Here is a 12,013-nt window from a genome sequence, read left to right as displayed (position 1 = left end):
CAAAGACACATTCAGGCCGGCTGACGGCGCGCGAGCCGCAAGCCAATCACCACCAGACAACCGCCGAGCGCAGCGCAGACGATCAGCAAGCCGGCTGTATTAGCCGCAACGCCTGCATAACCCAAGGTCTTGGCGTCGATAAAGGGGTACGGATAGAACCCGGACATCTTTCCGCGTACCAGCACGAAGCCGAGATAGAACAGCGGATAGATCAGCCACAGCAGCGGATCGTACCAGCGCAGTCCCGTCTTGCGAACACAGGTCAGCCAGAACGCCAGATAGCCGACCGGCATGACGTAATGCAGCGCCACATCCGCGATCCACTGCGCGCCGGTGAGCGCCCAGAGGTGACGCAACAGCACGACATACACCAGACCGACCATGGCGATATATGCCGCCACGGCCGAGCGCACGAAGGGGTGCACCAGCCATTCATCAGGGCCGCTCTTGATGGCAAAGGCCGTCAGCACCAGCGCGACGAGGATATTGGCCTGAATCGTGAAGTAGGAGAAGAAGCGGACAATGCCCTCGATCTGCGAAAGACCCATCACTCCGCTGGTCTTCATCGTGAGGTAATATTGAAGCCCAATCGCCGCCCAGCCGACGAGCGCGAGAAGCGCCGCGGCGGCCCGCTTGAGTTTCGCCGTTGGCATGACCGTCATGTGCCTGACCGCAAACTAGAAGGGACTGACCGAAAAGTAGCGCAGCCACAAATCAGTGTAGCGGCCCTTTTCCCAAAGTCGGAACATCGCCCAGTTCAGCGCCTGTCTCAGCAGGTCGTTGCCCTTTTTGACACCGATACCGACGCCTTCGCCGAAATAACGGCTCTCTGTAAAGGGCCCGCCGCTGAACGCACAGCAGTCGCCGGAATCGGTGCCGTTGATCCAGAACGCCAGCGAAATCGCGTCCCCGAAAATGAAATCGACTTCGCCCCGTCGCAGCGCGAGGCGAAGCGCGTCGTCATTGGGGAAACTGACCAGTTGCGCGTCGGTGAATAGCGTCTTCAGGTAGGCCTCGTGAGAGGAGCCGGCGATGGCGCCGACCTTCTTGCCTTCGAGATATTCGGGGCGAACCTCCGCCATCACCGCGTCGCGCCGCGAAACGAAGCGCGCGGGCGCACGGTAATACGGATCGCTGAAATCGAGCTTGGCGCGAAGCTGTGGCGTGACGGCCAGTGACGCGATGATCGCATCGCCGCGGTTGCCGTTGATCGCATCCACCAGCGTCTCAAACCGGCGCATCTGGATGGTGCAGGCCACCTTGATTTCTTCGCAGATCATCCGGGCGAGATCGACGTTGAAGCCGGCCGGATTGCCGTCGGGACCGGTGAAATTGAAAGGCGGATAGTCCGTCTCGGTCAGAAACCGGATGACCGTCAAACGTGCCAGATCGGGCCGGTCGGGGCGCCGCCGTGGATCCCAGAAGCCCGGCACCGCCTGCGGCGCGGCAGGCTGCGGAATGACGGCCGGAGCGGACGGCTTTGCCGGAGCCGGCCCACCTTGGGCGAATGCAGGCGACGTCACCGCGAGGCCGCACAGCGCAACCCATCCAACGGTTGTAAACACCGCAGAGCGCAATTGCTTATTGAAGAAAAATGCCATCTGTGGTTGCATCTATTGGGGTCCGCGTGTCGGGTCTTATAGACCATCCGCGGACGGATTCGAGTGCCGTTTGTAGCGTGGGGTGGCGGTCGGATGGCCGTGGCTGGGCGGGCGAACGAGTCAGACGAAAGCGCCTGGCGGCTGCGTTTTGCCGACCTGGCAACGTCTGCACGAAATGTTACCTCGGTTCTTGCCGGCTTCCTTGGATTTCCGCAGTCGCAGAATGACAATCGGCCCCGGCAGCGCGAGCCCGGCCCCGCCGTGGAACTCGATTGCCTGCGTCATGTGCTCGCTCCCTCGCTGCTGGCAGCAGCGGAACAACGCAGCGACGAAATCGGCGTCGGAGCTGATCAAGTGCTTATCCAGTGGGGCGTGATCGAGGAGAGTGTCTATCTTGACCGGCTCGCCGCTCACAGCGGCCTGCGAGTCGAGACGTTGAGCAACACCAGCCGCGCCGATTGCCTGCTCCCGGACGACCAGGTTCATCTGATCGCGCGCCACGGAATGCTGCCGATCCGAGGGCAGCACGGTCTTGTCTTGGTATCGGTCCCGCGCGGATACACCGTGCGCCGTACATTGCGGCGGATTGCGCAGGCTCCATCCTTGCGCGAACGGCTGCGGCTCACCTCGACCGCGCACCTCAATGAGTTCCTCGAAGCTGAATCCGGAGGCTTGCTGGAGCGCGTCGCGGCCGATGGTCTCGCGGCGCGGTTCCCCGAACTATCCGCCGCGCCAATGCCGGTTTCGCGGGGGCGCATGATGTCGATTGCCCGCTCTTTGGCGCGGCTCGCAGGCCCAATCGTACTGCTGACCTTGGCGCCGCTGACCGTCATCGACGTGTCCAGCGTCATTCTCGCGATTTGGTTTCTGCTGTTCACGAGCCTGCGGCTCGCGGGATGTTTCTCACCTCGCAAACGGCACCCGCGCCTCCCTCGGCTGCACGACAGCCAGCTCCCCGTCTATACCGTGGTCGCGGCGCTCTATCGCGAGGCGTCCTCCGTCGCGCCGCTGATGCGGTACATCGACGAACTGGATTACCCGCGCGAGAAACTCGACATCAAGTTCGTCATCGAGCCGGACGATCTTGGTACCCGCGCGGCAATCGCCCGGTTGGGGCCGATGCCGCACGTCCAGGTCATCATCGCGCCCGATGCCGGACCGCGCACAAAGCCGAAAGCCCTCAATTGCGCGCTGACCTTCGCGCGCGGCACCTTCATCACGGTGTTCGATGCCGAGGACCGGCCCGAACCCGGCCAGTTGCGCGCGGCGCTCGACGTCTTCCGCACCCACGATCCGGACGTCGTCTGCGCGCAGGCGAGCCTTTGCATCGACAACACCGCCGACGGCTGGCTGCCGCGCATGTTCACGGCCGAATATGCCGGACAGTTCGACGTCTTCCTGCAAGGGTTCTCCAATTTCGAGATGCCGTTGCCGCTCGGCGGATCCTCCAATCATTTCCGCACCTGCGTGCTTCGCGAGGTCGGCGGCTGGGATCCATACAACGTCACCGAGGATGCCGATCTCGGCTTCCGGCTGGCGCGTTTCAAGTATCGCAGCGTGATGTTTCCCTCGACGACCTTCGAGGAAGCCCCGGCACGATTTGGAGCGTGGCTAAGGCAACGTTCGCGGTGGATGAAAGGCTGGATGCAAACATGGAGCGTCCACATGCGCTCGCCGCGGCAACTCTGGCGCGACGCCGGAGCGGGCGGCTTCTTTACCCTCAACATCATCGTCGGCGGAAACGTCCTGACCGCGCTGGCACATCCATTGCTGCTCGGCGAAATTCTGGTGCGAGGCGTTCTTAGTGCATTCGACAGCAGTGTGTCGTCGTTCTTCACAAAGCCATTCATCGAACTTTATCTGGCAACGATTGCCGCAGGTTATCTCACCACTGTCGTAATCGGATTGATGGGGCTGGCCAGGCGGGGCCTGCTGCACGAAGCATGGGTTCTGGCGCTGACGCCGATCTATTGGGTCTGCCTGTCCATCGCCGCGTGGCGTGCGCTCTATCAGCTGCTGAAAGAGCCCTATCGCTGGGAGAAGACAGAGCACGGCCTCGCGCGAACGTCGCGCATCTCACGACGACCTCAGTCACGCCGGATGCGCGGTGCAAAGAGCTGGATCAAAGATAGCGCTTGAGATCGGCGGCAGCTTCTTCCGGCTTTCGCTTCAAGTCGAACGGACGCACAAAGACACCTTTCCGATCCATCAGATAGATCAGCGCGGTGTGATCCATCGTGTAGTCGCCTTCCTTCAGCGGAATTTTCTTGGCATAGACGCGGTAGGCCTTGATCACGCGCTCGACTTCTTCCGGACTTCCGGTGAGGCCTTTCAAATTCGGATCGAAACTCGAAAGATAGTCCTTCATCGCGGCGGCCGTGTCGCGTTCCGGATCGACCGATACGAAATACGCATTCATCTTGCCCGCGTCCGGGCCCAGGGCGCGAAGGACTTCCGACATCTCAAACAGCGACGTCGGACAGACATCGGGACAATGCGTGAAACCAAAGAAGATGATGGTCGGGCGGCCGATCAGGCTTTTCTCGGTGACCGCCTGGCCATTCTGGTCCGTCAGGCGGAATGGCCCGCCGATCGCGGCCGGCGCGGTCACGCCGCCAAAACCGCCCAACAGCCATAGTGTCACAAGAAGACCAATTGCGAGGCTGCCGGCAAACGCCGCGATGATCACGAGCGGCCGTGTGGTCTTGTCCATCGCAATCCGGTCCTTGATCGTTGATGTCGCAGGCGCGCGGCGGGAATGTCGCGGCTTCAGCTGCAACGGTCTTGAGATAGAGCGGTACGCCCATGCGGGCAAGCACCGCACTCCCATGCAGGATCACATGACAGCGAGCGAAATCCAGAAAACCGGGGACCCGGTCGAACTTACCGGTGCGCCGATGGCGTGTGAGCGGAGGCCTGTGCGTCCATGTAGCAGGGACGATACATGCTGGCCAGTTCACGCCCGCGCAGAAAGATCATGCGCTGCTTGAGACCGCCGCGGCGTGAAATCCAGCTACGGATCGACGTCGGATACATCTCGTACAACATCCGCGTCGCTTCGAGATTCGTCACCGGCCGGCCGCTGGCCCCAATGTCCCATGCCGCATGGAATCCCAGACTGGCGCGCGAGGTTACGCAGATTTTGTCGTGAGGAACGGCGCCCAGCACGATAGTGCAGGCCGATGCACAAAGGCCGTCAATCATGACAGTCTCGCCGGATCCCTTGAGACCCTGATATCTGTCCACGTAGGTGCCGATGCGACCGCCCCGGTCTTCGGAAATCCTGATGACGGCGTGGCTCGCGCCCATTCCGCCAAGGAAAAGCACCGCCGCGAGAATCCCCGTCACAATCTTCATTGCCGGCCCCGTCGCCCCCTGCCTGTGGATCGTCGGGGCATAGTCAGCGTGTTGCGACTCAGCGATTTTGTCCAGATCGGCCAACCGGGTGAAGATGGATTCTGTTGTAGTGTTGCTGGCTTGCTGCACCTGCGTCACATGATCCCGATTTGGAACATCGCAGCGTGGTCCATTGGACGACCTAAGGCGCGCGGAAGCGCGTCCGCTCGCAATTTTCGTTGACCGCGCTTCGCGCGCCGCGTTTCAATCCCGGAACTGGGGGAAACAAAAAATGGCGAACGATGCGGACGTAATCATCGTCGGCGCAGGACTGGCGGGCCTCGTGGCGGCCACCGAACTGGCCGATGCAGGCAAACGGGTGATTGTGGTCGATCAGGAAGCCGAGCAGAATCTCGGCGGGCAGGCCTTCTGGTCGCTCGGCGGGCTGTTCCTGGTCGATACGCCTGAGCAGAGGCGGCTCGGCATCAAGGATTCCCACGACCTGGCGCTGCAGGACTGGCTCGGGACCGCAGGTTTCGACCGCGAGGAGGATCATTGGCCCCGAAAGTGGGCCGAAGCCTACGTGGCGTTCGCGGCGGGGGAGAAGCGCGGCTGGCTACAGGCGATGGGACACCGGATCTTCCCCGTGGTCGGCTGGGCCGAGCGCGGCGGTTATGACGCCATGGGTCACGGCAATTCAGTTCCCAGATTCCATATCACCTGGGGCACCGGCCCCGGCATTGTAGAGCCCTTTGAGCGGCGCGCCCGCGAACATGCCAGGACCGGCCGCATCGTCTTCAAATTCCGCCACCGCGTCGATGCGCTCGACATGACGGGAGGAGCCGCGACCGGCGTGCGCGGAAAAATTCTCGAACCGGCATCCGAATCGCGCGGCATGAAGACCTCACGCATCGAGACCGGAGATTTCACGCTCAAGGCGCAGGCCATCATCGTCGCCTCCGGCGGCATCGGCGGCAACCACGATCTGGTTCGCGCCAACTGGCCGAAGCGTCTTGGCACACCGCCGAAGCACATGGTGAGCGGCGTTCCGGCCCATGTCGACGGCCGCATGATCGGCATTACCGAAGCTGCGGGCGCACGCCTCATCAATCGCGACCGCATGTGGCACTACGTCGAAGGCGTTCACAACTGGAGCCCGATCTGGCCCGGTCACGGCATCCGCATTTTGCCGGGACCTTCATCGATGTGGTTCGACGCCACCGGCAAGCGCCTGCCCTCGCCGCTCTATCCCGGTTACGACACGCTCGGTCAGCTCGAATACATCATGAAAACAGGCCACGACTATTCGTGGTTCATTCTCACGCAGGCCATCATCAAGAAGGAATTCGCACTATCAGGCTCGGAGCAGAATCCGGACCTGACCGGCAAGAGCTGGCGCATGACCCTCCGCCGCGCCTTCAACAAGGGCGCGCCAGATCCGGTGGAGGCATTCAAGGCGAAAGGCGCCGACTTCATCGTGCGCGATAACCTCGATGAACTCGTCGCAGCCATGAACAAGCTGAGCGGCGCGAACCTGCTCGACATCACATCGATCAGACAGCAGATCGAGGCGCGTGACCGCGAGATCGATAATCCCTATGTGAAAGATACCCAGGTGATGGGCATCCACAATGCGCGGCGCTATCTCGGCGACAAGCTGATCCGCACCGCCAAGCCGCACAAGATTCTTGATCCGGCCTACGGGCCGCTGATCGCAGTGAAGCTCAACATCCTGACGCGCAAGACGCTCGGGGGCTTCGAGACCGACCTCGACTCGCGCGTGTTCGGCAACGACGGGCAGATCATTCCCGGACTGTACGCCGTCGGCGAAGCCGCGGGTTTCGGCGGCGGTGGCGTGCACGGCTACCGCGCGCTTGAAGGAACGTTCCTCGGCGGCTGCCTGTTCTCGGGGCGCAACGCCGGCCGCGCCGCAGCCAAGGCAGTGCTGTAGTGCGACCGCCTCGCTGACAGGGACTCTCAGGTCGCGTGTGTCAGAAGCCGATCCAGTAGGCATCGACCTCGCGCACGCGATTGCCCCAGTCGAACTCTTTCTCGGTGCCGAAAGACGGCGCCTTCGCCAGTTCCTCGTCGGTCATCAAGGTCAGAAGCTCATAGGCTTCGATGGCCGGATTGTACTTCATGCTCGTCCATGGAAGCGGGCGATAATCCTCGCCGACCCCGAGAAAGCCGCCGAAGCACAGTACGGCGTAAGCAACGTTGCCGGTGGTTTTGTCGATCATCAGCCGCTTGATGGCGCCGATTTTCCTGCCATCGGCGTTGAAGACCCGGGTTCCCTCCACCCGATCGCTGGCGACAAGACGATGAGGTTTCAGATTGATTGTGTCCGCATGCATGTAAGCCTCCTGTGGGTGAGGAGCCAGGCAGAGCAAATATCGAAACGCCGCCGCGCCCGGCAGCACCATCAGCACTCGCAGAATATACTACAAATCGCGGACCTCAGACAGCACCGATGAATTTCGCCGCATTGCGGCCGTCAGATTTTTCCGGCGAGGTACTGGTCGCGCAGCACGAATTTCTGGATCTTGCCGGAGGCCGTCTGCGGGAATTGCGCGACGAAGCGCCAGATGCGCGGAACCTTGTAGGACGCCAGCCGCTCGCGGCAAAACGCCGTCAATGCGGCTTCATCGGCTGTGGCCTTGGTCTGAACGAAGGCCACGACGATCTCGCCCCATTCGCGATCCGGCACCCCGATCACAGCTACGGTAGCGACAGCCGGATGCGTGAACAGCACATCCTCGACCTCGCGCGGGTAGATGTTCTCACCGCCACGAATGATGAGATCCTTGAGCCGGCCCTGCACCCGGCAATAGCCGTACTTGTCCATGCTGCCGAGGTCACCGGTATGCAGCCAGCCGTCCGCGTCGATGGCGCCAGCGGTCGCGCCGGGATTGTCGAAATAATCTCTCATGACGCCGTAGCCGCGCGCGCAGATTTCACCGATTGTCTCCAGCGGAGACGTATCGCCGCTTTGTGGATCGACGATACGGACTTCGGTTTGTGGCATCGGGCGGCCCACCGTCGCGATCCAGTCGGGATGCGGATCATCCGGCAGCGTATGCGTGAGATAGGGCGAGGACTCGGTCTGGCCGAAGCCGATCGCCACTTTCAGACCCGGCACCAGTTGCGCCGCTCGGCGCACCAGTTCGGGCGGCACTGGTGCGCCGCCCATCAGCGCCAGACGCCATGATGCAACATCGCGTTGCGGCAGGCTCGGATCGTCCAGCATCCGGATCACCATGGTCGGCACGCCGAGCATGATGGTGCCGCGTTCTTCCTCGCACAGTTGAATCATCAGTTCGGGATCGAAGCCCGGCGGCATCACGTGAGTGCCGCCGGTCTGCAATGCGCCGAGGGTGACGAGCCCGCAACCGGCGGTGTGAAACATCGGCATCGGATTGATCCAGACATCGTCGGCCCCCGCGCCGACGGTGCGCGCGAAGAAGCGGCCGTTGTTGCCAAGGCCGCGATGGGTCAGCCGCGCGCCTTTAGGGAATCCGGTGGTACCCGATGTGTATTGAATCTGCGCAATGTCGTCCGGACCGACGGCAGGCAATGCCGCATCCGATGCGGATTGCAGGAACTCGCTCCATGACGACAGCGGGATCACCTCGCGCAAGCGCGGCAACTCCGAACGGACCCGCTCGACCACCGCGACAAGATCGCGATCGCGATAATGCGGTTGCACGAAAATGCCGACGGCCTGCGATTGCTTGAGCACGAACGCCAGTTCGTTGGCGAGATAGGCCGGATTCGCTGTCACCAGCGTGACGCCAGCCAAGGCCGCGCCGAATTCAACGAGCGCCCATTCCGGACAGTTGGCGGCCCAGACCGCGACATGCTCGCCGGGAGCGAAGCGTGCCGCGATGGCGCGTGCGACTTGCTCGGATTCCGCAAGCAGGGATGCAAAAGTCCAGCGGCGCCGCTTCGTCCGATCGGGAAGACCCTCGACCAGCGCGGTGCGATCCGGCCAGATTGCGGCCGCCGCACGGAGCGCATCGCCAATGGAGCGTTCAAGTACCGGCTCCGAGCGATCCGGCGGATAATGCGACAAGGCAAGTTCACCTGCCAAGGCAGCCATGTTCACTCCCTGTGAATGCCGTCATTGCAGCACTTTTGTTACTCCTATTCGTATGGTACGAAACAGACTATGTCAACGCATACCAAAGCCAAGCTGCTGCCCGTGGCCGTCCGCCTGAGCCCCACGTCGTATCTGGTGCTCGGTCTGATCGGACTGCGTGGCGCCTCGACGCCCTACGACCTCAAGCGCGCCGTCAGCCGTTCGGTCAGCTATTTCTGGCCATTTCCCCATTCTCAGCTTTACGGCGAGCCGGAGCGGCTGGCCGAAGCGGGATTGCTCTCATGCAAGAGCGAGAACGGCGGCCGCCATCGCAAGGTCTATACCCTGACGAAGGCGGGCCGGAGCGCATTGCAGGGCTGGGTGAAATCACCGCCCGGCGAAATTTTCGAAATGCGGGACATTGCGGTGCTGCAATTGTTCTTCAGCGAATTCATGAGCGAGGACGATCTCGTCACCCTCGCTCTCAATCAGGGCCGCCTCTATCGCGAACGCCTTGCGACCTATCAGGGTATCGCGAGCACCGCGGGGGAAACTCACATCAAGCAACGCCGCATGGCGTCGGTGCATCTCGGCATTCGCATGATGAAAGCCTGCATCGATTTCTGGGACGAGGTTGCGAAGAACCCGCCGGCGCCCTGATCAATCCACTTTGCGGATTTGCTCCGGCGTCAACGCGGGCGAACCCTTGCCCGCCTGTTCGACGTTCCGGATCAGCGCAACGATGCGGGCGGAGAGCGGCGCATTCAGCCCGTGGCGCTTGGCAAGCCCGACAATAAGGCCTTGAAGATGATCGATCTCGGTGCGGCGTCCGCGCTGCAGATCCTCCCACATCGAGGAACGCGCTTTCGGATCGATCTTCACCATCGACGCCGCAATCCTTTGGAACAGAAAATCCGGCAGCCTCAGGATGAATGGCGTGAACGACGCGGGCAGTGGCGTTGTTGAAACTGGATCGATGCCCTCCGCGTTGATCACACGCAGCGCTTCCCGCCACTGATCCGCAAACAGAACGCGCCAGGGCCGCTGCGACAGTTGCTCCCGTAACGGCAGATCGGACAAGGCGACCAGCGCATTGTTCAGATTGACCAGCAGCTTGCCCCATTGCACGCCGGCGATGTCGTCCACCGCGCGAAAAGCAAGCTCCGGCTGCGAGAGCCACTTCGCGGTATTGGCTTCGTCTCTCTCCAGCAGAATGTCGCCTGAGGTGGCGCGATGAAAGTGACCGCCGCCCATCGAGACCACATTGAACGGCACCATGCCCGCAAGCACATCGTGATCCGGCAGCGCTTCGCGCAGCACCGCCACATTGCCGATGCCGTTCTGCAAACTGACAATCACGGCATCCTTCGCAGCGTGTCGTGCGATCAGGTCGGCGATCTCCGCGGTATCATCGCTCTTGACGGTGACCAGAATGATCCCAGCATCGGCCAGGATCGCCGAATCGTCGGACAGCGTGATTTCCGCAAGGGTCAGGCGATGTTCGAGACCTTCAAAACTGGTGATCGTCAATCCATTCCGCTTGATCTCATCGATCACCCGCAGCCGCGCCAGCAGCGAGACCTGATGACCGCCGGCGCGCAACATGCCGCCGACGAAGCAGCCGATGCTGCCTGCCCCTGCCACGCAGATGGTTTTCGAAGACGCCATACCCTGTCCGCTCCACGACAAACTGGAGCGTCGCCTAAACCTTGCGAAATGGCAACGCGTGGCCAGCAAGCTTGCGCAGGCCAGGCTCGCGCCGTTCCAGCCACCAGCCATACTGCTTGGGCCAGGAATCGAACGTGCCGTCACCGATCTCCCCCTTGGTGTCGCTCAGGGCGAGTTCGGCATGGAGCGGCCAATTCGGATCGAACAACGCTTCGCGCCCGACGGCCACAAGGTCGGTCTTGCCTTCGGCAACGATGTCCTCCGCCTGCTGCGGATGCAGGATCAGACCGACAGCCATGGTGGTCACCTTGGTCTCATTGCGGATCTGCTCGGCGAACGGTACCTGAAAGCCGTAGCCGCGCGGGATGCGCGCCGCGGTTGCCGATCCCATCAAGCCGCCGGACGAGCAGTCGATCACGTCCGCGCCCCGCGTGCTGGCCTCATTCACGAAAGCGACAGAGTCGGAAATATCGATGCCGCCGTCGATGCCATCGACCGATGAAATGCGGACGAACAGTGGCCGGTCCTTGGGCCATGCGGCGCGCACGGTTTCAACGATCTCCAGCGGAAACTTCATCCGTCCGGCGCGGTCGCCGCCATAGGCGTCGTTGCGCTTGTTGGACAGCGGCGACAGGAATTCGTGCAGCAGGTAGCCGTGGGCACAATGCAGTTCGAGCAGCTCGAACTGCGCATCCACTGCGCGCAGTGTGGCCAGGCGAAAATCCTCACACAGCTGCTTCAGTTCTGGCACGGTCAGTTCGTGCGGCATCAGCCAGCCGTCGTCCATGGGAATGGCGCTGGGCGCGACGATGGTCCACGGCTTGTCGCCGCGCGCCACATCCTCCGCGGTCAGCGCGGCGTTGCCGTACCACGGCCGCTGCATGCTGGCCTTGCGTCCGGCATGGGCCAACTGGATTGCAGGCACCGAACCATTGGCGCGAAGGAAATTCGCGATGCGCTTCAGCGGCGCGATCTGAGCGTCATTCCACAGGCCGAGGTCGCCGTGGGTGATGCGCCCCTCTGGATTAACCGCGGTCGCCTCCGTCATCACGATTCCGGCACCGCCCTGCGCGAACTTGCCGAGGTGAACCAGATGCCAGTCGTTCGCCAGACCGTCGTCGGCCGAATACTGGCACATCGGTGAAATCACGATGCGGTTCTTCGACGTGACGCCACGTAGCACAATCGGCGTGAACAATCGGGGCTGCGACATCAGACCTCTTTAGATTGATGCGGGGATAATCCGGGAAAAACTGGAGCGGGCGAAGGGAATCGAACCCTCGTATGCAGCTTGGGAAGCTGCCGTTCTACCATTGAACTACGCCCGCGC

Annotated in this window: 11 protein-coding genes and 1 tRNA gene; 3 read left to right on the top strand and 9 right to left on the bottom strand. The window is 62.3% G+C overall.

What is annotated here, in order from left to right:
* Window positions 1–11: 11 nt before the first annotated feature.
* Entirely contained in the window at window positions 12–662 is a 651-nt protein-coding gene (locus LVY71_RS20340; RefSeq protein ID WP_235101731.1) for a Pr6Pr family membrane protein, read from the bottom strand.
* Window positions 663–677: 15 nt separating this feature from the next.
* Window positions 678–1,601: a transporter substrate-binding domain-containing protein gene (locus LVY71_RS20335; RefSeq protein WP_502797613.1), complete on the bottom strand. Its 924-nt coding sequence runs from the start codon at window positions 1,599–1,601 to the stop codon at window positions 678–680.
* A gap of 93 nt (window positions 1,602–1,694) precedes the next feature.
* Here LVY71_RS20335 and LVY71_RS20330 point away from each other — a divergent pair, with 93 nt between their 5' ends.
* On the top strand, window positions 1,695–3,740 hold the full coding sequence (locus LVY71_RS20330) for a glycosyltransferase family 2 protein (protein WP_235101727.1): 2,046 nt from the start codon (window positions 1,695–1,697) through the stop codon (window positions 3,738–3,740).
* Here the strand turns inward: LVY71_RS20330 and LVY71_RS20325 are convergent.
* Window positions 3,724–4,314 carry an SCO family protein gene (locus LVY71_RS20325; RefSeq protein WP_235101726.1) on the bottom strand — a complete coding sequence of 197 codons (591 nt, stop codon included), beginning with the start codon at window positions 4,312–4,314 and terminating at the stop codon, window positions 3,724–3,726. The two genes, LVY71_RS20330 and LVY71_RS20325, sit on opposite strands and share 17 nt — an antisense overlap.
* Window positions 4,315–4,484: 170 nt before the next feature.
* On the bottom strand, window positions 4,485–4,958 hold the full coding sequence (locus tag LVY71_RS20320; RefSeq protein WP_235101725.1) for a hypothetical protein: 474 nt from the start codon (window positions 4,956–4,958) through the stop codon (window positions 4,485–4,487).
* Between the two features lie 271 nt (window positions 4,959–5,229).
* Here LVY71_RS20320 and LVY71_RS20315 point away from each other — a divergent pair, with 271 nt between their 5' ends.
* Complete coding sequence (locus LVY71_RS20315; RefSeq protein WP_235101724.1) at window positions 5,230–6,888, top strand: FAD-binding dehydrogenase; 1,659 nt, start codon at window positions 5,230–5,232, stop codon at window positions 6,886–6,888.
* A gap of 40 nt (window positions 6,889–6,928) precedes the next feature.
* Here the strand turns inward: LVY71_RS20315 and LVY71_RS20310 are convergent, their stop codons facing one another.
* Together LVY71_RS20310 and LVY71_RS20305 are read right to left on the bottom strand one after the other, a co-directional pair.
* Window positions 6,929–7,291 carry a PRC-barrel domain-containing protein gene (locus LVY71_RS20310; RefSeq protein ID WP_235101723.1) on the bottom strand — a complete coding sequence of 121 codons (363 nt, stop codon included), beginning with the start codon at window positions 7,289–7,291 and terminating at the stop codon, window positions 6,929–6,931.
* Between the two features lie 140 nt (window positions 7,292–7,431).
* Window positions 7,432–9,036 (bottom strand): AMP-binding protein, encoded by a 1,605-nt coding sequence (locus LVY71_RS20305; protein ID WP_235101722.1) that lies wholly within the window; start codon window positions 9,034–9,036, stop codon window positions 7,432–7,434.
* A 69-nt stretch (window positions 9,037–9,105) separates the two neighbouring features.
* On the opposite strand from LVY71_RS20305, the gene LVY71_RS20300 reads away from it, so the two are divergent.
* Window positions 9,106–9,675, top strand: coding sequence for a PadR family transcriptional regulator (locus LVY71_RS20300; RefSeq protein WP_235101721.1), 570 nt, complete (start codon window positions 9,106–9,108; stop codon window positions 9,673–9,675).
* Here the strand turns inward: LVY71_RS20300 and LVY71_RS20295 are convergent, their stop codons facing one another.
* The 3 genes from LVY71_RS20295 to LVY71_RS20285 form a co-directional block, all read right to left on the bottom strand.
* Window positions 9,676–10,683 (bottom strand): 2-dehydropantoate 2-reductase, encoded by a 1,008-nt coding sequence (locus tag LVY71_RS20295; RefSeq protein ID WP_235101720.1) that lies wholly within the window; start codon window positions 10,681–10,683, stop codon window positions 9,676–9,678.
* A 34-nt stretch (window positions 10,684–10,717) separates the two neighbouring features.
* Window positions 10,718–11,896, bottom strand: a complete 1,179-nt coding sequence (locus LVY71_RS20290; RefSeq protein WP_235101718.1) for an NADH:flavin oxidoreductase/NADH oxidase — start codon at window positions 11,894–11,896, stop codon at window positions 10,718–10,720.
* Between the two features lie 41 nt (window positions 11,897–11,937).
* Window positions 11,938–12,011: transfer RNA gene (locus tag LVY71_RS20285), tRNA-Gly, on the bottom strand.
* Between the last annotated feature and the right edge of the window lie 2 nt (window positions 12,012–12,013).

Source organism: Bradyrhizobium sp. G127 (genome assembly GCF_021502575.1).
Lineage (GTDB): Bacteria > Pseudomonadota > Alphaproteobacteria > Rhizobiales > Xanthobacteraceae > Afipia.
Note: the sequence above shows the minus strand (reverse complement) of the source record. Positions and strands in the feature narration are given on the sequence as shown.

What these genes read in the sequence shown, in the direction of transcription:
- LVY71_RS20305 (WP_235101722.1), bottom strand. Translation starts at nt 9,036, where the DNA reads ATGGCTGCCTTGGCAGGTGAACTTGCCTTGTCGCATTATCCGCCGGAT.
- LVY71_RS20335 (WP_502797613.1), bottom strand. Translation starts at nt 1,601, where the DNA reads ATGGCATTTTTCTTCAATAAGCAATTGCGCTCTGCGGTGTTTACAACC.
- LVY71_RS20290 (WP_235101718.1), bottom strand. Translation starts at nt 11,896, where the DNA reads ATGTCGCAGCCCCGATTGTTCACGCCGATTGTGCTACGTGGCGTCACG.
- LVY71_RS20295 (WP_235101720.1), bottom strand. Translation starts at nt 10,683, where the DNA reads ATGGCGTCTTCGAAAACCATCTGCGTGGCAGGGGCAGGCAGCATCGGC.
- LVY71_RS20320 (WP_235101725.1), bottom strand. Translation starts at nt 4,958, where the DNA reads ATGAAGATTGTGACGGGGATTCTCGCGGCGGTGCTTTTCCTTGGCGGA.
- LVY71_RS20340 (WP_235101731.1), bottom strand. Translation starts at nt 662, where the DNA reads ATGACGGTCATGCCAACGGCGAAACTCAAGCGGGCCGCCGCGGCGCTT.
- LVY71_RS20330 (WP_235101727.1), top strand. Translation starts at nt 1,695, where the DNA reads ATGGCCGTGGCTGGGCGGGCGAACGAGTCAGACGAAAGCGCCTGGCGG.
- LVY71_RS20325 (WP_235101726.1), bottom strand. Translation starts at nt 4,314, where the DNA reads ATGGACAAGACCACACGGCCGCTCGTGATCATCGCGGCGTTTGCCGGC.
- LVY71_RS20315 (WP_235101724.1), top strand. Translation starts at nt 5,230, where the DNA reads ATGGCGAACGATGCGGACGTAATCATCGTCGGCGCAGGACTGGCGGGC.
- LVY71_RS20310 (WP_235101723.1), bottom strand. Translation starts at nt 7,291, where the DNA reads ATGCATGCGGACACAATCAATCTGAAACCTCATCGTCTTGTCGCCAGC.
- LVY71_RS20300 (WP_235101721.1), top strand. Translation starts at nt 9,106, where the DNA reads ATGTCAACGCATACCAAAGCCAAGCTGCTGCCCGTGGCCGTCCGCCTG.